The organism is Klebsiella sp. D5A, assembly GCF_001620885.1.
GTDB classification, from domain to species: Bacteria; Pseudomonadota; Gammaproteobacteria; order Enterobacterales; family Enterobacteriaceae; genus Klebsiella; species Klebsiella variicola.
Genome location: NZ_LOAR01000003.1, coordinates 191,795 through 212,823, shown reverse-complemented (window position 1 = coordinate 212,823; position 21,029 = coordinate 191,795). Strand labels below are relative to the sequence as shown.

Sequence of the window (21,029 nt, the reverse complement as noted above, 5' to 3'; positions counted from 1 at the left end):
CGGTTGCGTGGCGAGTCTGGCGGTGGTTCCTGGTTTTGCATTTCCTGTTAGTGACTTTTCGCGTACCACCGGTACGCTGCGACTTTTATGGTCAGTTTGCTTTATACGTGGGAGAGTTCGAGCTATGCATATTAAAAATACCATTCCAGCAGAATTTGTCTTCAATTCAGCCCTGATGAAGAATATTGAAAACACGCTCATGAAGCAGCACAGCACGATCAATAATGAGCGGATGATTACGGAAATCCAGCACCGCCTGCAAACGGAAAGTAATGAAATACTTTCCGACCTCTATCTGCAGGCGTTGGATATGCTGTACAGCAAAAAACATCATCATTAAGTGATCCCACCGCGCCGACAGCAGGGACAGCCCTGCTGTGCCGGCACGCCTGGGTTTTCATCTGCTAACTGGGGCTCAAAAAATGTCACACCATAATACTTGCTATCGTTCAGAGCATTACGATCTGTGGTTTGATAATCGTTTTCTTCTCTACGGGATGTCGCTGATCCTGAATACCTTGCCGGCATCTTATTTTCGTAAAAAACATGTTTTTTTTACCAGCGACAATTATTTCGCGGTGCTTGAGCATAACTATAATCGGCGGGATACGTTATTTATTCTGTTAACTGAGGGAAACGATCTTAATTTTCTCAGTGAACTGCCTATGTTGCGCTTGCCGGCAAATTCGACGCCGGAAGAATTAAAAATCTTCCTGCATCAGCCCACCCGCTATTACAAAACGCACCCGGCGCCGGGCGCCTCGGTGCAGTTTACCGAACGGGAAAAGAAAGTTATTCAGCTTATCAGCAATGGCGAAGCGGTTGCCAGCATTGGTCGTTCGCTAAATCTGCACATCAAAACCATTTATCAGATCCGGCTGAATCTGATTAAAAAGCTCGGCTGTAGCGGTAGGACCGATTTTTTTAATATCAGTCGTAGTGAAACCTTTAAATCCTGGAGTCAGATTCACCTGTAGTCAGGTGCAATAGCCCCGGCCTGTCCCCCAGACGGGGCTATTGCGTACCGTGAAAATGAATGCTGAAGCCCTGCTCCTGCCAGTGGCTGAGCAGTTCCTCCTGCAGTGGCGTGGCGGCGCGTCCGGTCCAGACAAAGATATGCTGCCCGGGGAAGAGCTCGGGCCGCGGCGACTCCAGCGGTTCAGCGAGAACATTGACATGCCAACCGCGCTGCGAAAGACGCCATGCCTCCAGCCACAGACGCGTCCGGTCTTCATTGCTCCAGCCCACCAGCAGTGTCTCTTTACCATTTTTTTTACGCGCTTCGGCGAGAAACAGCGCCACGCAGTCAATGAGCAAGCCATCCAGCAGGCTGCTAATCACCAACGAGGTATTCTGATCGAGCTTGAGACGCTGTCGTACCGGCACTAACAGGCTATCGATGAGGGTATCAACGGGGTGTTGATGGCTCAGCGCCATTAATTTGGCGCGGATTCTGGCGGGCTGCATATAACGCAGAATGGACATCATCTCTTCCTGAAGATGCGCGGATTCGTCGCGCGCCGCCGGCAGATTATCCTCCAGCAGCGCTTTGACTTTCCCTACGGATACACCGCGCTCTATCCAGCGCTTGATCTCTTCTATGCGCAGGATATCTTCTTCATCAAACTGTCGATGCCCGCCTTCGCTGCGCTGCGGTTTCAGTAGACCGTAACGCCGCTGCCAGGCGCGCAATGTAACCGGATTGATTCCGCAACGTTCGGCGACTTCACCGATACTGTAAAACGCCATAGCAGCCTCACATCAACCTGATACTTTTTACCTAAACTAACGAATTCAGGCATCCTGTACAACTCTATTTTCTTGTACAGATAAAGATATCAGGTTGTGGCTCACAGCGCGCGGGGAAAAAGATGAAAAAATAGTAAGCTGATTTCGCGGTGGATCATTTCTTCTCCGGCCAGGCAACGGCGGGCAGGCCCCCCAGGCGGGCACCCGCGAATAAATTGCCCTGAAACTGCGAAATCCCGGCTGATTCAAGCCACATCCACTCTTCAGCACGCTCAACGCCGACGGCTGAGACCGCAATCTCCAGAGAAGTACAGCATTTGATAATCGCCTGTACAATCGACTGGCGCGGCCCGTCCTGGTGGATATTGCGGATCAGCTCATGGTCGATTTTAATTCTGTCGGGTTGGTATTGCGCCAGCAGCGACAGCCCGGCAAACCCGGCGCCGAAGTGATCGATGGCAAGATTAATCCCCGCGCCCTTCAGTTTGCGCACCGCATCGGTAAAATCGGCCATCCGCGAAATCACTTCCCGCTCAGTGAACTCGACAATAATCTGCTCCGGGATCAGGTCATTGCGACTAATTTCGTCGAGCAGGAAAGCCACCGCATTCGGCGCTTTGACCAGCGTCATCGGCAGCAAATTAATGCTTAACGCCTTATTACGTAAACCTAATTTACCCGCCAGAGACAGCGCGACGCGCTTACTGTGCAGGTCGGCGAGATAAATATCATCCCCTGCCAGCCCGGCAAAATAGGCGCCAGGAGACTGGCCGTCCGGTGTACGCAGCAGCGCTTCCCACGAGATAATTTCGCAGGCGAAAGGATCGACAATCGGCTGAAAGGCAAAAGACCAGCTTTCCGTATTATCGATAATGGGGGTGTCCGGATAAAAAGTGTCCTTATCGGGAATAAAAACCCAACTGTCCGCCGAAGGGATCTCAAAATAGTTCGCTTTTTCCGTGGATTCGACAAAAGTACGGAAAAATTGCAGCGCCCGGTCGTCGTAGGTGAGCTGATATTTTGTCGTGCCCCGGTCCATCACTGTCTGTAGTACTTCCTCACGATCATGTTCCCGTAAATCAAACAGTTCCATACCGACCTTACCAAATCGACGGGACGGTGCATAATCGCAAAACAACTCCACCAGATTATAATGACGAGGATCGAGGACAATTTTTTGATAAATATCCCTTACCTTTTCTTCCGGTCCTTCAATAAGTTGAAAAAAATGCGTCCCGTTAAACAGTAATATACCGGTGACATCCGCCTGCCCATTTCTCTCGTTTGCCCTGGCAACCATGGCCTCGATCGATTTGAATGAGACATTGTCGCAAATATGGCTGCGATAAATGATGGTGGTAAGCATAGTGATTCCAGATGGGAGGGATAAGCATTCACAGTAGCAGTTATCAGGCTAATCGTCTTGCAAAACTACGTTTTATCTTAACAAAAAAGATACACTAAAAATCCACTCTTTGTGCAAGGTTTTTTTCTTTTTTTCTTTCCTTGTACAACATGCAACGCTAACCCCTACCTTTACAAGCCAGGATCGTCGCAAACAAAAACAAATATTACATTAAAAATCATCATGATAGCAACGATCGCTGCAATATTACGCAACTTTCTATGTACAACTTATTAATTATTGTATAAGTTTATTTGCAGTTAACAGATGAATGAAATGAAAGGAGCACATATGCAGCAGAATGGTTACATTCCAGATACAGCGAACGCAATTGCCCAGTATTTCAACAAAGCATCGTTACCTTCCCAGCAGGAAACGCTGGGTCAGATCGTGATGGATATTCTCAACGAAGGGCGCCATCTCAACCGCAAGGCCCTGTGCACCAAACTGTTGAGCCGCCTTGACAGCGCCCGTGCGCCTGAGGAAGAGAGCCACTATCAAACCTTAATTGGTTTGTTGTTTGCCGGTCAGGAATAACGTCATCGATCGTCGCCTGTTGCAACCGCAGTAGCAGATGAGGGGCGATCGCTTCCATAAACCTGCTGCTGACCTGAATGCCCGTTATCAGATTCAGGAAGAGTGTGGCATGCAGAGAGACGGTTATGAATAGCAGTGATACTGAGGAAATAACCGATGAGATCATCGGCGAGGCGGTGCTCGCGCTTCTGAAAACGAATCGCCCGATTACCACCCCGACCCTGCTGGTTCGGCTTCGGTTGATGCAGGCCACAGAGTCAGATCGCCAGCGAAGGAAAATCATCGCTGCCGTTATTGAAGAAATTTGCGCGAAGCTCGCCCTCCAGCGGAAGCACGCGCCTTTGCAGGTTAAGAAAATCAATGGCCGTTGGGAAAGCAGAGGAACGCTGGCGCAGAGCAGCATGGCGCCGGAAGCTAAAAAAATCCACTGATTGTCCCAACCATGGTGAATAAAACAGAGTGAGAATGTGATGAGACAGACTATGCATCAGCAACCCGATATTTACGCAGGACTGCAGGACACCGCGCTCTCAGATTATTTCCGTACCGCCGGTGATAAACTGGTTGATGAGTCCGCCGTCATGTCGCTCGCCATCAACAGTATTCTTCAGTCCGAGGGGCACCTGAACAATAAGGCCATTATATTATGGCTGATTCAGGCGCTGGAAAGCACCGATGATGTGGTGACCGCCGACGTGATCCGTAAAACGCTGGAGATTGTCGTCGGCTACACCATGGACGATATCTAAAGCCGTCACGCTTCAGGCCCGCCAGGGCAACAGCTTCTCTACAGAGCCTGTCCGCTCTGATCAAAAAACCTCGCTGACGCGAGGTTTTTCTTTTACCGCCTGACCCTTCAGTGGGCGTTGACCACCACCCACATCGGCCCCTGCCCAACCGCATAGCGGCCTTTCTCATGCAGCAGCCCCTGCTCACCCTCAATTTCATACACTGCGATATGGTGCGATTTCTGCCCTGCGGCAATCAGATACTTACCGCTGTGATCGAGGTTAAAGCCGCGTGGCTGAGTTTCCGTCGGCTGATAGCCTTCCACTGCCAGCACGCTGCCATCTTCCGAGACGCTGAACACCGTAATGATGCTGGCGGTACGATCGCAGGCGTACAGATGACGACCGTCAGGGGTGATGTGAATATCCGCCGCCCAGCGCACGCCGGTGAAATCCTGCGGCATCATATCCAGGGTTTGTACACATTCGATGTTGCCATTCGGGTCTTTCAGCTCCCAGACGTCAACGGAGCTGTTGAGTTCATTGACGCAATAACCATACTGCTGGTTCGGATGGAACACCATGTGGCGCGGACCGGCGCCCTCGACGGTGGTCACTTCCGCCGGTTCCTGAGCGGAGAGGAAACCATCCTCGCTAAGGGTAAACAGGCAGATGCGATCCTGCTTCAGCGCCGGCACCCACAGGGTGCGGTTGTCCGGGGAGATATTGGCCGAGTGACACCCTTCCAGGCCTTCCACCACGGTGACGGTTTCGCCCGGCAGGCCGTCCTGCAGCGGCGTCACGCTGACGCAACCCTGATTGTAGGAGGCGCTGAAGACAAAGCGGCCATGATGATCGGTAGAAATGTGGGTCGGGCTGCCCGGCAGCGCCGCTTCCCCCGCAAAGGTCAACGCTCCGTTATCCGGCGTGATGCGATACGCTAACACGCGAAACTCCGGACGAACGCCAACGTACAGATACTCCTTATTGGGACTGACCACCATCGGCTGTACCTGCCCCGGGGCATCAACCACCTGCACCAGCGTCAGTTTGCCGTCCGCTTCAAGACTCCAGACGTGGATTTGTTGGCTTTCCGGGCTGGCGGTATAAACGGTTTGTTTCATGACTACTCCTTCCCTCACTGCACGTGGAATTTTCATTTTCAGGATAACAGCACCCTGAAAATTATAAGACATCCGCCCATGATACTCGCAAAGTCCGCTGAATTTCCGACGGACGGCGGCACAAAGGGCATACAGGCATTCACGGCAGATGTGGAAAAATTGGTCCTGACGCCACGGCGGTGTACCATCATGGCCAGGTCACTTTTCAACATCAACCGGAAATAACACATGACAACACGCGTGATTGCCCTGGATTTAGACGGCACCCTGCTCACCAGCAAAAAAACCATCCTGCCCGCTTCGCTGGAGGCACTGGCCCGTGCCAGAGAGGCGGGCTACCAGGTTATCGTCGTTACCGGACGTCATCACGTCGCTATCCATCCTTTTTATCAGGCACTGGCTCTCGATACACCTGCAATTTGTTGTAATGGCACTTATTTGTATGATTATCACGCAAAAGAGGTTTTGGCAGCCGATCCTATGCCGGTAGCGCAAGCGGTAAGCCTGACGGCCATGCTCGCCGAACAGCAGATCCATGGCCTGGCGTATGTGGATGATGCGATGCTTTATGAACAGCCCACCGGGCATGTGATCCGCACCCGCAACTGGGCGCAGGCGCTGCCGGAGGATCAGCGCCCGGTCTTCCGCCAGGTCGATTCGCTGGCGCAGGCGGTCCGCGAGGTCAACGCGGTATGGAAATTTGCCCTCACCGATGAAGACATTCCCCGCCTGCAGCGCTTTGCCCGCGAGGTCGGCGAGACGCTGGGCCTGGAGTGCGAATGGTCGTGGCACGATCAAGTGGATATCGCGCGCGCCGGCAACAGCAAAGGCAAACGCCTGGCGCAATGGGTGGCCAGCCAGGGGCTGTCGATGCAGGATGTGGTGGCCTTCGGCGATAACTACAACGATCTTAGCATGCTGGAAGCGGCGGGCACTGGGGTGGCGATGGGCAATGCGGTGGACGAGGTGAAAGCTCGCGCCAGGGTGGTCATCGGCGACAATGAGTCCACCAGCATCGCCGAGTTTATCTACCGCCAGCTGCTGTAATCAGGCGGCGATCGACACGCTTTTGATCTGAGCAAACACCTGCTGACCTGGCGCTATCGCCAGGTCGTCCCGCGCCCATGGGCTAATCCTGGCCCATAGCAGACGGCCACTCACTCTGAGCTGCACTTCAATCTGTCCGTTGACCTCCAGACACTGAGCCACCTCGGCGCGCAAGATATTGCGGATGCTGGTCCCGGACGGCTGGGCCAGTGTCAGCGAAACGTCCGACGCCTGAATGCGGATCCGTGCGGTGTCGCCTGCGGGACGTTCGAGCCGGTTGACCCACAGCAGCTGGTCACCCAGCGTCAGAGCCGTCATCGCGTACTGCGGATGCTGCGCGGCGACGGTGGCGCTGAGGATCGTACTCTGCTGTTCCGCCGGCAGCCAGGGGTGCATCACGCTGCTGCTCCAGACCTCCTCCAGCGGACCAAAAGCCTTCACCTTACCGGCCTCCAGCACCAGCACGCGATCGGCCAGATGCTGGATCTCATCCAGCGAGTGGCTGACGTAGAGCATCGGAATATGGATCTCCTGCGCCAGCCGCTGCAGGTAGGGCAACAGTTCGCGTTTGCGCGGAATATCCAGCGAGGCCAGCGGCTCATCCAGCAGCAGTAGCTCCGGTGCGGTCAGCAGGGCGCGGCCGATGGCCACTCGCTGCTTTTCGCCGCCGGATAACCGGCCCGGCAGGCGATCCAGCAAGGGCGCGATCCCCAGCAATTCCACCAGCTTATCGAACTGGCTGACCATGGATTTCGCCATCCCGTAGCGCAGATTACCGCGCACTTTATAGTGGGGAAACAGGCGCGCGTCCTGAAACACATAGCCGATACGGCGCTGCTCCGGCGCCAGACAGATACGCTGTGCGGTGTCGTTCAGCACCCGGCCGTTGAGCACGATGCGCCCCGTCTGCGGCCGGGTCAGGCCGCTAATGGCGTTAATCAACGAGGTTTTGCCAGCGCCGGAGACGCCAAAGATGGCGGTGATCCCGCTGGCGGGCAGGGTTTCACGGATCTGCAGGCAGTGACTGCCGAGGGTCTGGGTAAAGTCCAGCTCCAGCATCATTATCCTCCCATGCGCTGGCGGCTCACGCGGGCCAGCCATTCCGAAATCAGCAGCGAAACCAGCGCCAGTCCGATGGCGATGAGGCAGAGGCGAGCCGCCGCCCCCTCCCCGCCCGGGGTCTGGATCAAGGTGTACATCGCCGAAGGCAGGGTGCGCGTTTCGCCGGGAATATTGGAGACGAACGTGATGGTCGCGCCAAACTCCCCTAACGAGCGGGCGAAGGCCAGCACTGTGCCGACAATAATCCCCGGCAGAGTCAGCGGTAGCGTAATAGTCATAAACACTCGCCAGCGGCTGGCCCCGAGGGTTCTCGCCGCTTGCTCCAGTTTGACGTCCACCCCTTCCAGCGCCAGGCGAATGGCGCGCACCATCAGCGGGAAAGACATCACCGCCGCCGCCAGCACCGCCCCGCGCCAACTGAAGGCAAAGCTGATGCCGAACCAGTCATACAGCCAACTGCCAATAAACCCGCGCCGCCCCATGGCCACCAGCAGCAGATACCCCACCACCACCGGCGGCAGCACCAGCGGTAAATGGAGAATACTGTCGAGCAGCGCCTTGCCGGGAAAGGTGCGCCGAACCAGCAGCCAGGAAAAAAAGATGCCAAAAGGCAAGCTCAAGGCCACCGCCAGGGAGGAGACTTTCAGGCTCAGCAGCACCGCCTGCCATTCGGGTTCGCTCAGAAACATCAGCGGGTGGTAAATCCGTAACGTTTAAAAATCGCGGACGCTTCCGGCCCTTTCAGGTAGTCATAGAAAGCGCTCACGGCCGCATTGCGATGACCATCGACAATCGCCAGCGGGTACTCGACTTTCTGATGCGAGGCCTCCGGGAAGGTGCCGACCACTTTAACCCCTTTGCTGGCCACGGCATCGGAGCCATAGACAATCCCCAGCGGCGCTTCGTTGCGCTCCACCAGGGCCAGCGCGCCGCGCACGTCTTCCGCCGGGGCAAGTTTCGGCGACAAGGTCTCCCAGGCGCCGAGTTTCTGCAGCGCCTCTTTAGCGTAGATGCCTGCCGGAACGTGCTGCGGATCGCCCACCGCCAGACGGCCTCCTTTCAGCAGGCTGGTCCAGTCGGTTTTCTCATCAATGGTAATCGCCCCCTGCGCGCTGGCTTTCGGCGCGACCACCACCAGGCTGTTGCCAAGCAGGGTGGCACGGGTTGCCGGGTCGATGGCCTTTTTGTCTGCGGCGTAATCCATCCATTTCTGATCGGCGGAGATAAACAGATCGGCTGGTGCGCCCGCTTCAATTTGCCGCGCCAGCGTCGACGACGAGGCAAACGACGACACGACATCGACGTTTTTCTCTTTCTTATACGCCTGGGCAATATCCTGCATCGCGTTGGTTAACGATGCGGCGGCGAAAACGGTCACTTTCCCCTCTGCCGCCTGCGCCTGACCCGCGACGCACAGCGTGAGTGATACCCCGATAACCCCGCGTAACCAAGAACCTGCCATCTGAATCTCCTGTCAATGCGTTATGTATTCGACAATATAACGATATGCAGAGCATTTTTATAGTGACACAGGACAATAAAACGAAGGGAAATGATACAGGAGGGAAATAGCACAGCGCCCGGTTAAACCGGGCGCCGGGAAATCAATGATTTTGCTGGCTGCGATCTTTGTGGCCTACGCCGGAGAAGAGGTTGAACACTTCGCCAAGACCGTAAATCAGTCCCAGGATGACCGCCATCACCACCGGTACCATGATGACCGCAAAAACCAGACTTTTCAAAAGCTCTAACATGGTTCACTCCAGATAGTATGATTTGCTGATTGTAACGGTTTCAGCCGAAAAAACACGCCCCATTTGTGCGGTGGGTAATGACAAAACCGCGCACAGAGGTTTTGCAAGCGGGTGACTATCGGTCACAATACCCTTTTTTGTCAGGAAACGATTATGCAGGCCGAAATTCTTCTTACCCTTAAGCTACAGCAGCGCCTGTTTGCCGATCCCCGGCGGATCGCCCTGCTCAAACAAATTGACCAGACCGGTTCGATAAGCCAGGGGGCCAAGCACGCGGGTATCAGCTACAAAAGCGCGTGGGATGCCATCAACGAGATGAACCAGCTCAGCGAACAACCGCTGGTGGATCGCGCCACCGGCGGTAAAGGCGGCGGCGGCGCAGTGCTGACCCGCTATGGGCAGCGGCTGATCCAACTGTACGATCTGCTGGCGCAGATCCAGCAGAAAGCGTTTGATGTGCTCAGCGATGACGATGCCCTGCCGCTGGACAGCCTGCTGGCGGCCATCTCACGCTTTTCCCTGCAGACCAGCGCCCGCAACCAGTGGTTCGGCACCATAACCGGCCGCGATCGCCAGCAGGTGCAGCAGCACGTCGAGGTACTGCTGGCCGACGGGCAGACGCGCCTGACCGTCGCCATCACCGCGCAAAGCGCTGAGAAGCTGGGGCTCGATGAGGGCCAGGAGGTGCTGGTCCTGCTGAAGGCCCCCTGGGTCGGCATCACCCTCGACCCCGACGTGGCCCGCCAGGCCGATAACCAGCTGTCGGGACGTATCAGCCATATCGAATGCGGGTCCGGGCAGTGCGAAGTACTGATGACGCTGGCCGACGGTCAGACCCTGTGCGCCACTCTGCCACAGGCGCAGACGTCTGGCCTGGCGGAAGGGACGGAGGCGATCGCTTACTTCAATGCCGATCGCATCATTCTCGCGACGTTATGCTGACCCCATTGACATTACGCGCCCGAAGTCGTATCCCTGATGCACATCGCTGCAAAAAATGGGATACATCATGTCATCATTGCAAATTTCGCAAGGCACGTTTCGCCTGAGCGATACAAAAACCTTAAAAATAGACCAGCTGAACCTGAGAGCGGGTCAAAGCTGGGCGTTTGTCGGTAGCAACGGCAGCGGCAAATCCGCCCTCGCGCGGGCTCTGGCTGGCGACCTGACCCTGCTCAGCGGCCAGCACGAAAGCCACTTCTCCCGCGTAACCCGCCTCTCCTTCGAGCAGTTGCAGAAGCTGGTCAGCGACGAGTGGCAGCGCAATAACACCGACCTGCTCAGCCCCGGCGAAGAAGACACCGGCCGCACCACCGCAGAGATTATCCAGGATGAGGTAAAAGATCCTGCCCGCTGCGCGCGCCTGGCCGAACAGTTTGGCATCAGCGCCCTGCTGGACCGCCGGTTTAAGTACCTGTCGACCGGGGAAACGCGTAAGACCCTGCTGTGTCAGGCCCTGATGACCGATCCGCAACTGCTGATCCTCGACGAACCTTTCGACGGCCTCGACGTCAACTCCCGCCAGCAGCTGGCTGCCCTGCTGGCCGACCTGCACCGCGCCGGCATCACCCTGGTGCTGGTCCTCAACCGCTTCGATGAGATCCCGGAGTTTGTACAATTCGCCGGCGTGCTGGCTGACTGCACCCTCAGCGAGACCGGCGAGAAGTCTTCCCTGCTGCAGCAGGCGCTGGTCGCCCAGCTGGCGCACAGTGAAAAACTGGACGGCATCACCCTGCCGGAGCCGGATGTTCCACCAGCCCGTCATGCGCTGGCAGACTCGGCGCCGCGTATCGTGCTCAATGACGGGGTGGTCTCCTACAACGATCACCCTGTCATCAATCACCTCTCATGGACCGTGAACCCGGGCGAACACTGGCAGATCGTCGGCCCCAACGGCGCCGGTAAATCCACGCTGCTGAGCCTTATCACCGGCGATCATCCACAGGGTTACAGCAACGATCTGACGCTGTTTGGCCGCCGTCGCGGCAGCGGTGAGACCATCTGGGATATTAAAAAGCATATCGGCTACGTCAGCAGCAGCCTGCATCTGGACTACCGGGTCAGCACCAACGTCCGCAACGTCATCCTGTCGGGCTATTTTGACTCTATCGGCATTTATCAGGCGGTCTCGGACAAGCAACACAAGCTGGTGCAACAGTGGCTGGATATTCTCGGCATTGATAAACGCACCGCCGACGCGCCGTTTCATAGCCTGTCGTGGGGCCAGCAGCGGCTGGCGCTTATCGTTCGCGCGCTGGTGAAGCATCCGACCCTGCTGATCCTCGATGAACCACTGCAGGGGCTGGATCCCCTCAATCGCCAGCTGGTGCGCCGCTTTGTCGACGTGTTGATTGGCGAAGGGGCCACACAGCTGCTGTTTGTCTCGCACCATGCGGAAGATGCCCCGGACTGTATTACCCATCGCCTGGCGTTCGTTCCCAGTGGAGACGGTTACACTTATCAGCTCGGTCCTGTGGCCTGATGCCCCCTGCCGGGGGTCGAAAGATCCCTGGTATTTTTCAGAAAAATAGCGGAAAAGCCACCTAACCATCTGTATTAAAAATAAAAAATTTGAATTTATGTCGTTTCACCATCAAGTGTAAACGATTCCACTAACTTGCCCTGTGTCACACTTTTCACTTCTTTGATATGCTATCTTCCTCATACACGATAAGCCGAATGGAGCGAATCATGAAAGTTCTGGTTACAGGTGGTAGCGGTTACATTGGAAGTCATACCTGCGTTCAACTGCTGCAGCAGGGACATGAGGTGGTGATCCTCGACAATCTCTGCAACAGCAAGCGCAGCGTACTGCCGGTGATTGAGCGTCTCGGCGGCAAAGAAGCCACCTTTATTGAAGGCGATATTCGTAACGAAGCGCTGATGACGGAGATCCTCCACGATCACGCCATTGAGGCGGTGATCCACTTCGCCGGGCTGAAAGCCGTCGGGGAGTCCGTCGCCAAGCCGCTGGAATATTACGACAATAACGTCACCGGCACACTGAAATTAGTTTCTGCCATGCGCGCCGCGGGCGTGAAGAACTTCATCTTTAGCTCCTCCGCCACCGTCTACGGCGATCAGCCGAAAATCCCGTATGTCGAAAGTTTCCCGACCGGCACCCCGCAGAGCCCGTACGGCAAAAGCAAGCTGATGGTGGAGCAGATCCTGACTGACCTGCAAAAAGCCCAGCCAGAGTGGAGCATTGCCCTGCTGCGTTACTTCAACCCGGTTGGCGCCCATCCGTCGGGCGACATGGGGGAAGACCCGCAGGGGATCCCTAACAACCTGATGCCGTACATTGCCCAGGTCGCCGTTGGCCGTCGCGACTCGCTGGCCGTCTTTGGTAACGACTACCCGACTGAAGATGGCACCGGCGTACGCGATTATATCCACGTGATGGACCTCGCCGATGGCCACGTCGCGGCCATGGAAAAACTGGCTGACAAAGCCGGGGTCCATATCTACAACCTTGGCGCCGGCGTCGGCAGCAGCGTGCTCGACGTGGTCAATGCTTTCAGCAAGGCCTGCGGCAAACCGATTAACTACCATTTCGCGCCGCGCCGCGATGGCGACCTCCCGGCCTACTGGGCGGATGCTGCCAAGGCCGACCGCGAGCTGAACTGGCGCGTGACGCGCAACCTGGACGAAATGGCGCAGGACACCTGGCACTGGCAGTCCCGTCATCCGCAGGGTTATCCAGACTAAGGAACCTTCATGAGCGTATTTAACCCCGTTGACCATCCACATCGTCGTTATAACCCGTTAACCGGGCAGTGGATTCTGGTTTCTCCGCATCGCGCCAAGCGCCCCTGGCAGGGGGCGCAGGAAACGCCGGCAAAACAGACCTTGCCAGCCCACGATCCGGACTGTTTCCTGTGCCCAGGTAATACCCGGGTCACCGGCGACACCAACCCGAATTACACCGGTACCTACGTGTTTACCAACGACTTTGCGGCCCTGATGACCGACACTCCGGACGCACCGGAGAGTGACGATCCGCTGATGCGCTGTCAGAGCGCGCGCGGCACCAGTCGGGTGATCTGCTTCTCGCCAGACCACAGCAAAACGCTGCCGGAACTGAGCCTTGAAGCGCTGGAAGGCGTGGTTAAAGCGTGGCAGGAACAGACCGCGGACCTCGGGAAACGCTACCCGTGGGTCCAGGTCTTTGAAAACAAAGGGGCAGCGATGGGCTGCTCCAACCCTCACCCGCATGGTCAGGTGTGGGCCAATAGCTTCCTGCCCAATGAAGCGGAACGGGAAGACCGTCTGCAGAAAGAGTATTACGCCGGACAAGGTCAGCCGATGCTGCTGGACTATGTTCAGCGCGAACTGGCCGACGGCAGCCGCACGGTGGTGGACACCGAGCACTGGCTGGCGGTCGTGCCCTACTGGGCCGCCTGGCCATTCGAAACGCTGCTGTTGCCGAAAGCGCACGTGCAGCGTATTACCGATCTCACCGACGCCCAGCGCAGCGATCTGGCGCTGGCGTTGAAAAAGCTGACCAGCCGTTACGACAACCTGTTCCAGTGCTCATTCCCCTACTCCATGGGCTGGCACGGCGCGCCGTTTAACGACGAAGACCATCACCACTGGCAGCTTCATGCCCACTTTTTTCCGCCGCTGCTGCGCTCCGCGACGGTCCGCAAGTTTATGGTTGGCTATGAAATGCTGGCCGAAACCCAGCGCGATCTGACCGCCGAGCAAGCTGCCGAACGACTGCGCGCCGTCAGCGACGTCCATTTTCGTGAATCCGGAGTGTAATGATGAGTCTGAAAGAGAAAACCCAAACCCTGTTTGCTGACGCCTTCGGTTATCCGGCCAGCCATGTCATTCAGGCGCCAGGCCGCGTCAACCTGATCGGCGAGCATACCGATTACAACGACGGTTTTGTGCTGCCCTGCGCCATCGACTACCAGACGGTGATCAGCTGCGCGCCGCGCGACGATCGTACGGTGCGGGTGATTGCCGCCGATTACGACAATCAGACCGATGAGTTCTCTCTCGACGCGCCGATTATCAGCCACGACACCCAGCAGTGGTCGAACTATGTCCGCGGCGTGGTAAAGCATCTGCAGCAGCGGAACAGCCACTTTGGCGGCGCGGATCTGGTGATCAGCGGCAATGTACCGCAGGGCGCGGGATTAAGTTCCTCAGCCTCGCTGGAAGTCGCCGTCGGGACCGTTTTCCAGCAGCTGTATCATCTGCCGCTGGATGGCGCGCAAATTGCGCTGAACGGCCAGGAGGCGGAAAACCAGTTCGTCGGCTGCAACTGCGGCATCATGGATCAGCTGATTTCGGCGCTGGGTAAAAAAGACCACGCGCTGCTGATCGACTGCCGTTCGCTGGGCACCAAAGCCGTCTCGATGCCGAAAGGCGTGGCGGTGGTGATCATCAACAGCAACTTTAAGCGCACCCTCGTCGGCAGCGAGTACAACACCCGTCGTGAACAGTGCGAAACCGGCGCGCGCTTCTTCCAGCAGCCCGCCCTGCGCGATGTTACCCTCGAGCAATTTAACGCCGTCGCCCATGAGCTGGATCCGGTCGTCGCGAAGCGCGTACGCCATGTGCTGACGGAGAATGCCCGCACCGTGGAAGCCGCCAGCGCCCTCGAAAAAGGCGACCTGAAGCGGATGGGTGAGCTGATGGCCGAATCCCATGCCTCGATGCGCGATGATTTCGAGATCACCGTCCCGCAGATCGACACTCTGGTGGAGATCGTTAAGGCCGCGATCGGTGATAAAGGCGGCGTACGCATGACCGGCGGCGGCTTTGGCGGCTGCGTGGTAGCGCTGGTCCCGGAAGATCTGGTCGATACCGTTCAGCAGGCCGTTGCTAAAACGTATGAAGCGAAAACCGGTATTAAAGAGACATTCTATGTCTGCAAACCGTCACAGGGGGCAGGCCAATGGTAACGCAAACCACCGCGCTGGCGCCGGACGGCCAGCCCTGGCAGCAGGTGACCCTGCGCAATAAGGCGGGGATGACCGTTACCGTGGCGGATTGGGGCGCGACGCTGCTCAGCGCCGAGGTGCCGCTGGCTGATGGCAGCCTGCGCCATCCGCTGCTGGGCTGTGCGAAGCTGGAGGACTATGCCCGCCAGGCCGCGTTTCTTGGCGCCTCGGTAGGCCGCTACGCCAACCGTATCGGCAATAGCCGCTTCCCGCTTGACGGCCAGCTCGTCAACGTCACGCCGTCAAACGACGCGGGCCACCAGCTCCACGGCGGCCCGGAAGGGTTTGATAAGCGCCGCTGGCGCATTGTCCGCGCCGACGAGCAGGAAGTGCTGTTCGCCCTGACCTCGCCCGATGGCGATCAAGGCTTCCCCGGCACTCTGCAGGCCACCGCGCACTATCGTCTGACCGACGATAACCGCATCGCGATTACCTATCGCGCCACCGTGGACCAACCCTGCCCGGTGAACATGACCAATCACGTCTATTTCAACCTCGACGGTGACCAGCGCGACGTGCGCCAGCACCAGTTGCAGATCCTCGCCCAGAGGTATCTGCCGGTGGAAAGCGACGGTATCCCGGGTGGTGAACTCAAAGATGTTGCTAACACCAGCTTTGATTTCCGCCAGCCGAAAACCATCGCCGCCGACTTCCTCGCCGACGCCGATCAGCAAAAGGTGAAGGGATACGATCATGCCTTCCTGCTGGATGCCAAAGGCGACGCCAGCCAGCCTGCGGCGCAGGTCTGGTCGCAGGACGGCAAGCTGCAGATGACGGTCTATACCTCCGCTCCGGCGCTGCAGTTTTACTCCGGCAACTATCTCGGCGGCACCCCGTCGCAGACGACGGAGCCCTACGCCGACTGGCAGGGGCTGGCGCTGGAGAGCGAATTCCTGCCGGATTCGCCGAATCATCCGGAATGGCCGCAGCCGGACTGTGTGTTACGTCCGGGCCAGGAGTACGTCAGCCTGACGGAATATCAGTTTATCGCCTGTTAATCGCCAGCGCCCTCCGCCGGGGGCGCTGTTTTTCGTCCCCGCCCTCCTCTCTGTCGCCTCTTTTTTCAGCAACCTGCTCTATTTTCCGTCACCAAAGGACAAAAAAATAACCTGTGTTTTACAAGCACCTTACACTGAGCCACTATTTTCGCTATGGTTAGGGATAAGCATTGCCGTGAGCCAAATCACGGCAATATAATGAGAATAGTTATCAATCAATAACACATACACCAACATATTCAGCGCACCGTTCGCGGCGCGAGGGATGGCGTGTAGAGAGGAGTAAGAGAATGGCTGTAACTAAGCTGGTACTGGTTCGTCATGGCGAAAGCCAGTGGAACAACGAAAACCGCTTCACCGGTTGGTACGACGTTGATCTGTCCGAGAAAGGCGTTAGCGAAGCGAAAGCGGCAGGTAAACTGCTGAAGGCTGAAGGCTTCAGCTTTGATTTTGCTTATACCTCCGTGCTGAAACGTGCCATCCACACCCTGTGGAACGTGCTGGACGAACTGGATCAGGCCTGGCTGCCGGTTGAGAAATCCTGGAAGCTGAACGAGCGTCATTACGGCGCGCTGCAGGGCCTGAACAAAGCGGAAACCGCTGAGAAATACGGTGACGAGCAGGTTAAACAGTGGCGTCGCGGCTTCGCTGTCACTCCGCCGGAGCTGACCAAAGACGACGAGCGCTACCCGGGCCACGATCCGCGCTATGCAAAACTGACCGACGCCGAACTGCCGACCACTGAAAGCCTGGCGCTGACCATCGACCGCGTCGTGCCTTACTGGAACGAAACCATTCTGCCGCGCCTGAAAAGCGGTGAGCGCGTGATCATCGCCGCTCACGGTAACTCCCTGCGCGCGCTGGTGAAATACCTCGACAACATGGGCGAAGACGAGATCCTCGAACTGAACATCCCGACCGGCGTACCGCTGGTGTATGAGTTCGATGAAAACTTCAAGCCGATCAAACATTACTATCTGGGCAATGCGGAAGAGATCGCGGCGAAAGCGGCTGCCGTCGCCAACCAGGGTAAAGCGAAGTAATTCCTCCCGGTAAAAACAAAAAAGCGTGGAAATCTCCACGCTTTTTTTATTGCCTGCGCCAGCGCAGATTCGCTTAGCCGCGGCGGGTTTTCACCGCTTCCGCCAGCTGACGCAGGATCGTTTCGGTATCCTCCCAGCCGATGCAGGCATCGGTGACGCTCTTGCCGTAGGTCAGCGGTTCACCGCTCTCGAGGCTCTGGTTGCCTTCCACCAGATGGCTTTCAATCATCACGCCCATGATCGCCCGCTCACCGCCGGCAATCTGCTGGCATACGTCCGCGCCCACTTCCATCTGCTTCTTGAACTGCTTGCTGGAGTTGGCATGGCTGAAGTCGATCATCACCTGAGCCGGCAGGCCCGCTTTCGCCAGGCCGATCTTCACGTCCGCCACGTGCTTCGCGCTGTAGTTCGGCTCTTTGCCGCCGCGCAGAATAATATGGCAGTCGCCGTTACCGCTGGTATTCACGATAGCGGAGTGGCCCCACTTAGTGACCGACAGGAAACAGTGCGGTGCGCCAGCGGCGTTAATCGCGTCGATAGCCACCTTGATGGTGCCATCGGTACCATTCTTAAAGCCCACCGGGCAGGAGAGTCCGGAGGCAAGTTCACGGTGAACCTGGGATTCGGTGGTACGCGCCCCAATGGCGCCCCAGCTCATCAGATCGGCGACATACTGCGGGGTGATCATATCGAGGAATTCCCCCGCCGCCGGCAGGCCGCTGTCGTTAATGTCCAGCAGCAGTTTGCGCGCGATGCGCAACCCGTCGTTGATGCGGAAGCTATTATCCATATGGGGATCGTTGATAAGCCCTTTCCAGCCGACGGTGGTGCGCGGTTTTTCAAAATAGACCCGCATGACGATCTCGAGCTCGCCCTTCAATGCCTCGCGCAGGGGCAGCAGACGGGAAGCGTACTCTTTCGCCGCTGCCGGATCGTGAATCGAACAGGGCCCAATCACTACCAGCAGACGATCATCGTCGCCCTTGAGGATCTGATGGATCGCTTTGCGAGCATGCGCAACGGTATTTGCAGCATTTTCGGTAGCAGGGAATTTTTCCAGGAGCGCAACGGGAGGTAATAATTCGTTGATCTCTTTAATGCGTAAATCGTCGTTCTGATAATTCATCTTCTTTCCAGCGTTGCCATACTTATTCAATGAAATGCAATCCCTCCAATCTATCTCTTCGCCGAAAAAGTGTAAACGTGATTTTACAGTAGTGATGGAATAATCCTGGAAATAGGCAAAAATACGCCATAAAGTAGCGAAACCAGGCTCATGCACTACAATAATTAACTGTTAAAGCTAATTAAGTCTTACGTTTCAGGATTATATAGTGACACTGCGATCGTCTGCGGAGTCTTTAACCATAGCGAGTCAGATCCCTGGCACACTCACCGCGGGAAGCGCATTTCCCCTTCCCGGTTTAACAGGAGTATCCGATGAATATGAAAAAACTGACGACCCTTTTACTCACCGCCACCTTAGGTCTTGCCAGCGGCGCGGCCCTGGCGGCAGACACCGGCGCCCAGTCCAATAATGGCCAGGCCAACTCTTCCGCGGATGCCGGTCAGGTGGCGCCGGATGCCCGTGAGAACGTGGCGCCAAACAATGTGGACAATAACCAGATTAATTCTGGCTCTGGCGGCACCATGCTCCATCCTGATGGCTCGACGATGAGCCAGGACAATATGTCGAGCGATGAAGTGCATAAAAACTCGATGTGTAAAGACGGCCGCTGTCCGGACACCGGTAAGAAACTGGACAATGGCGGCAGCATGAACCACGATAACAGCAAAACCGACGGTACCACCCAGTAAGTGATACGCTGGGAACAAACGAAGAAAAGGCGAGCCAGGCTCGCCTTTTCTTCGTTTGTTATCGCTCTCTGTTTATGATGTCATAGCGTAATAATGATAACTATCAAGGGACGACACGATGGCCCACCCGCATTCGCACTCCCCTGCCCAGGCTCCGGACAGCAGTAACGCTCGCCGGCTGCGATGGGCGTTTATCGTCACCGCCGGTTTTATGTTGATTGAAGCCGTCGGCGGCGCAATCTCCGGCTCACTGGCCCTGCTGGCAGATGCCGGCCATATGCTCACCGATTCCGCCGCCCTGCTGTTTGCGCTGCTGGCGGTTCGCTTCGCCAGTCGCCCACCGAATACCCGCCATACCTTTGGCTGGTTGCGTTTGACCACCCTCGCGGCGTTTCTCAATGCCATTGCCCTGGTGGTGATTACCATTTTGATTGTCTGGGAGGCCATTCAGCGCTTCCAGCATCCGCAGCCGGTGGCCGGCGTGACGATGATGGTGATTGCGGTCGCCGGCCTGCTGGCCAACGTGCTGGCCTTCTGGATCCTGCATCGGGGGAGTGAAGAGCAGAATCTCAACGTGCGCGCTGCGGCGCTACACGTGCTGGGCGACCTGCTGGGCTCGGTCGGCGCGATCGTGGCGGCCGTGGTGATCCTCACCACCGGCTGGACGCCTGTCGATCCGATCCTTTCCGTACTGGTTTCCTGCCTGGTATTACGTAGCGCCTGGCGATTACTGAAGGAGAGTCTGAATGAACTGCTGGAAGGCGCGCCGCGTTCGCTGGATGTGGCGGCCCTGCAGCGGGATATCCGTCGCTCTATCCCGGAGGTACGCGATGTTCACCACGTCCACGTCTGGCTGGTGGGGGAAAAACCGGTGATGACGCTCCATGTTCAGGTGGTCCCGCCGCACGATCATGATGCGTTACTCAACCGCATCCTGCATTTCCTGGAACATAAATATGAAATTGAGCATGCCACGGTGCAGATGGAGTACCAGCCCTGCAGCGGCCCGGAGTGCCATCTCAACACGATGCACGCCGGGCACGATCATCACCACCACCATTAGCCAGAAAACGCGTGAGAACCTCGCTCACGCGCGCTGTTTATCCACATCCGGCTGCCGTTCAGCGCAATGAACGTCAGCAAGAGGTATTCCAGCGACATGGCATAGACGCCCTGGCGGGCAAAAATCACCACGCTTATCACGTTGACAATCACCCACAGCAGCCAGTTCTCGACATACTTGCGGGTCATTAAGATCATCGCCACCACCGACAGCACCGTCATGCAGGAGTCCCAGAACGGGAAGGCATCCGGCTGCAGCACCGGCATGGAGACCTGCAGACCCAGCGCTTGCATCAGGCTGACCGCGATCCGCGTCAGGAAAGCAAAGAACGGGTTGATAAACAGGGTCAGCAAGCCGATCGCCACCACGCAGGCCGCCAGCCAGCCCAGCGCTTTGCTGCGCGGCAGCCAGCGGATCTGCAGCTCAGCCTCATGGTTGCTGCTTTGTCGCGACCAGGCATACCAGCCGTAAACGTTAGCGGCAAAGAAGAACAGCTGCAGCAGCAGGCTGGCATACAGCTGGATCTGAAAGAAGATGATGGCGAACAGCGTGACGTTGACCAGCCCGAAAGCATAGTTACTGATCTTCTCCAGGCTCGCCAGCCAGATGCACAGCAGCCCGGCGATGGTCCCCACGGCCTCTATCCAGGAGAGATCATACCCCCCGGCGCCGATGGGTATATGTACTAAGATATTCTGCGTGCTAAAAAAATCCATTTCATCCCCTCAGCGTCTTGCGACGCGACAA

24 protein-coding genes are annotated in these 21,029 nt (G+C 57.0%); 15 read left to right on the top strand and 9 right to left on the bottom strand.

Annotated features, from left to right (window positions below; genetic code table 11):
• Positions 1 to 124 precede the first annotated feature (124 nt).
• Positions 125 to 340 (top strand): biofilm development regulator YmgB/AriR family protein, encoded by a 216-nt coding sequence (locus AS136_RS04600; protein ID WP_012968674.1) that lies wholly within the window; start codon positions 125 to 127, stop codon positions 338 to 340.
• 82 nt (positions 341 to 422) lie between these two features.
• Positions 423 to 977: a helix-turn-helix transcriptional regulator gene (locus AS136_RS04595; RefSeq protein ID WP_008805716.1), complete on the top strand. Its 555-nt coding sequence runs from the start codon at positions 423 to 425 to the stop codon at positions 975 to 977.
• Positions 978 to 1,014: 37 nt separating this feature from the next.
• Here the strand turns inward: AS136_RS04595 and AS136_RS04590 are convergent, their stop codons facing one another.
• Positions 1,015 to 1,749 carry a MerR family transcriptional regulator gene (locus AS136_RS04590; protein WP_008805715.1) on the bottom strand — a complete coding sequence of 245 codons (735 nt, stop codon included), beginning with the start codon at positions 1,747 to 1,749 and terminating at the stop codon, positions 1,015 to 1,017.
• A 154-nt stretch (positions 1,750 to 1,903) separates the two neighbouring features.
• Complete coding sequence (locus tag AS136_RS04585) at positions 1,904 to 3,115, bottom strand: diguanylate phosphodiesterase (protein WP_012968675.1); 1,212 nt, start codon at positions 3,113 to 3,115, stop codon at positions 1,904 to 1,906.
• Positions 3,116 to 3,445: 330 nt separating this feature from the next.
• Between AS136_RS04585 and ycgZ the strand changes: the two genes are divergently transcribed.
• The 3 genes from ycgZ to AS136_RS04570 all read left to right on the top strand — a co-directional run bounded on the left by ycgZ (position 3,446) and on the right by AS136_RS04570 (position 4,440).
• Complete coding sequence (gene ycgZ / locus AS136_RS04580) at positions 3,446 to 3,691, top strand: regulatory protein YcgZ (protein WP_012542413.1); 246 nt, start codon at positions 3,446 to 3,448, stop codon at positions 3,689 to 3,691.
• A 125-nt stretch (positions 3,692 to 3,816) separates the two neighbouring features.
• The gene (locus AS136_RS04575) at positions 3,817 to 4,122 is read left to right on the top strand and encodes a hypothetical protein (protein WP_008805712.1); all 306 of its coding nucleotides are present in this window, start codon (positions 3,817 to 3,819) and stop codon (positions 4,120 to 4,122) included.
• Between the two features lie 51 nt (positions 4,123 to 4,173).
• Positions 4,174 to 4,440 (top strand): biofilm development regulator YmgB/AriR family protein, encoded by a 267-nt coding sequence (locus AS136_RS04570; RefSeq protein ID WP_012542414.1) that lies wholly within the window; start codon positions 4,174 to 4,176, stop codon positions 4,438 to 4,440.
• Between the two features lie 107 nt (positions 4,441 to 4,547).
• Here the strand turns inward: AS136_RS04570 and pgl are convergent, their stop codons facing one another.
• Positions 4,548 to 5,543, bottom strand: a complete 996-nt coding sequence (gene pgl / locus AS136_RS04565; protein ID WP_016160516.1) for a 6-phosphogluconolactonase — start codon at positions 5,541 to 5,543, stop codon at positions 4,548 to 4,550.
• 228 nt (positions 5,544 to 5,771) lie between these two features.
• Here pgl and AS136_RS04560 point away from each other — a divergent pair, with 228 nt between their 5' ends.
• The gene (locus AS136_RS04560; RefSeq protein WP_008805709.1) at positions 5,772 to 6,590 is read left to right on the top strand and encodes a pyridoxal phosphatase; all 819 of its coding nucleotides are present in this window, start codon (positions 5,772 to 5,774) and stop codon (positions 6,588 to 6,590) included.
• On the opposite strand, the gene modC is transcribed toward AS136_RS04560, so the two are convergent.
• The 4 genes from modC to AS136_RS25980 all read right to left on the bottom strand — a co-directional run bounded on the left by modC (position 6,591) and on the right by AS136_RS25980 (position 9,406).
• Positions 6,591 to 7,649 (bottom strand): molybdenum ABC transporter ATP-binding protein ModC, encoded by a 1,059-nt coding sequence (modC, locus tag AS136_RS04555; RefSeq protein ID WP_012968677.1) that lies wholly within the window; start codon positions 7,647 to 7,649, stop codon positions 6,591 to 6,593.
• Positions 7,650 to 7,651: 2 nt separating this feature from the next.
• The gene (modB, locus tag AS136_RS04550) at positions 7,652 to 8,341 is read right to left on the bottom strand and encodes a molybdate ABC transporter permease subunit (RefSeq protein WP_008805707.1); all 690 of its coding nucleotides are present in this window, start codon (positions 8,339 to 8,341) and stop codon (positions 7,652 to 7,654) included.
• The gene (gene modA, locus AS136_RS04545) at positions 8,341 to 9,114 is read right to left on the bottom strand and encodes a molybdate ABC transporter substrate-binding protein (RefSeq protein ID WP_016160514.1); all 774 of its coding nucleotides are present in this window, start codon (positions 9,112 to 9,114) and stop codon (positions 8,341 to 8,343) included. The genes modB and modA overlap by 1 nt, the downstream gene beginning before the upstream one ends.
• Positions 9,115 to 9,256: 142 nt before the next feature.
• Positions 9,257 to 9,406, bottom strand: coding sequence for an AcrZ family multidrug efflux pump-associated protein (locus tag AS136_RS25980; protein WP_002895156.1), 150 nt, complete (start codon positions 9,404 to 9,406; stop codon positions 9,257 to 9,259).
• A gap of 153 nt (positions 9,407 to 9,559) precedes the next feature.
• Between AS136_RS25980 and modE the strand changes: the two genes are divergently transcribed.
• The 7 genes from modE (at position 9,560) to gpmA (ending at position 17,401) form a co-directional block, all read left to right on the top strand.
• Positions 9,560 to 10,348 carry a molybdenum-dependent transcriptional regulator gene (gene modE / locus AS136_RS04540; RefSeq protein WP_023322245.1) on the top strand — a complete coding sequence of 263 codons (789 nt, stop codon included), beginning with the start codon at positions 9,560 to 9,562 and terminating at the stop codon, positions 10,346 to 10,348.
• Positions 10,349 to 10,415: 67 nt separating this feature from the next.
• The gene (gene modF / locus AS136_RS04535; RefSeq protein WP_063266674.1) at positions 10,416 to 11,888 is read left to right on the top strand and encodes a molybdate ABC transporter ATP-binding protein ModF; all 1,473 of its coding nucleotides are present in this window, start codon (positions 10,416 to 10,418) and stop codon (positions 11,886 to 11,888) included.
• Positions 11,889 to 12,097: 209 nt separating this feature from the next.
• Positions 12,098 to 13,114, top strand: a complete 1,017-nt coding sequence (galE, locus tag AS136_RS04530) for a UDP-glucose 4-epimerase GalE (protein WP_012542419.1) — start codon at positions 12,098 to 12,100, stop codon at positions 13,112 to 13,114.
• Positions 13,115 to 13,123: 9 nt separating this feature from the next.
• On the top strand, positions 13,124 to 14,170 hold the full coding sequence (galT, locus tag AS136_RS04525) for a galactose-1-phosphate uridylyltransferase (RefSeq protein ID WP_063266673.1): 1,047 nt from the start codon (positions 13,124 to 13,126) through the stop codon (positions 14,168 to 14,170).
• A gap of 2 nt (positions 14,171 to 14,172) precedes the next feature.
• Entirely contained in the window at positions 14,173 to 15,321 is a 1,149-nt protein-coding gene (galK, locus tag AS136_RS04520; protein WP_061155300.1) for a galactokinase, read from the top strand.
• A complete protein-coding gene (gene galM, locus AS136_RS04515) occupies positions 15,315 to 16,358 on the top strand; it encodes a galactose-1-epimerase (protein WP_008805700.1) in 1,044 nt (347 codons plus the stop codon). Before galK ends, galM begins: the two co-directional genes overlap by 7 nt.
• Before the next feature lie 290 nt (positions 16,359 to 16,648).
• A complete protein-coding gene (gene gpmA / locus AS136_RS04510) occupies positions 16,649 to 17,401 on the top strand; it encodes a 2,3-diphosphoglycerate-dependent phosphoglycerate mutase (protein ID WP_002895089.1) in 753 nt (250 codons plus the stop codon).
• A gap of 73 nt (positions 17,402 to 17,474) precedes the next feature.
• On the opposite strand, the gene aroG is transcribed toward gpmA, so the two are convergent.
• Positions 17,475 to 18,527, bottom strand: a complete 1,053-nt coding sequence (aroG, locus tag AS136_RS04505) for a 3-deoxy-7-phosphoheptulonate synthase AroG (RefSeq protein ID WP_012542422.1) — start codon at positions 18,525 to 18,527, stop codon at positions 17,475 to 17,477.
• A 314-nt stretch (positions 18,528 to 18,841) separates the two neighbouring features.
• Between aroG and AS136_RS04500 the strand changes: the two genes are divergently transcribed.
• Together AS136_RS04500 and zitB are read left to right on the top strand one after the other, a co-directional pair.
• Positions 18,842 to 19,219, top strand: coding sequence for a YbgS-like family protein (locus AS136_RS04500; RefSeq protein WP_012542423.1), 378 nt, complete (start codon positions 18,842 to 18,844; stop codon positions 19,217 to 19,219).
• 118 nt (positions 19,220 to 19,337) lie between these two features.
• Positions 19,338 to 20,282, top strand: a complete 945-nt coding sequence (gene zitB / locus AS136_RS04495) for a CDF family zinc transporter ZitB (RefSeq protein ID WP_008805697.1) — start codon at positions 19,338 to 19,340, stop codon at positions 20,280 to 20,282.
• On the opposite strand, the gene pnuC is transcribed toward zitB, so the two are convergent.
• A complete protein-coding gene (gene pnuC, locus AS136_RS04490) occupies positions 20,279 to 20,998 on the bottom strand; it encodes a nicotinamide riboside transporter PnuC (protein WP_008805696.1) in 720 nt (239 codons plus the stop codon). The two genes, zitB and pnuC, sit on opposite strands and share 4 nt — an antisense overlap.
• Positions 20,999 to 21,029 lie beyond the last annotated feature (31 nt).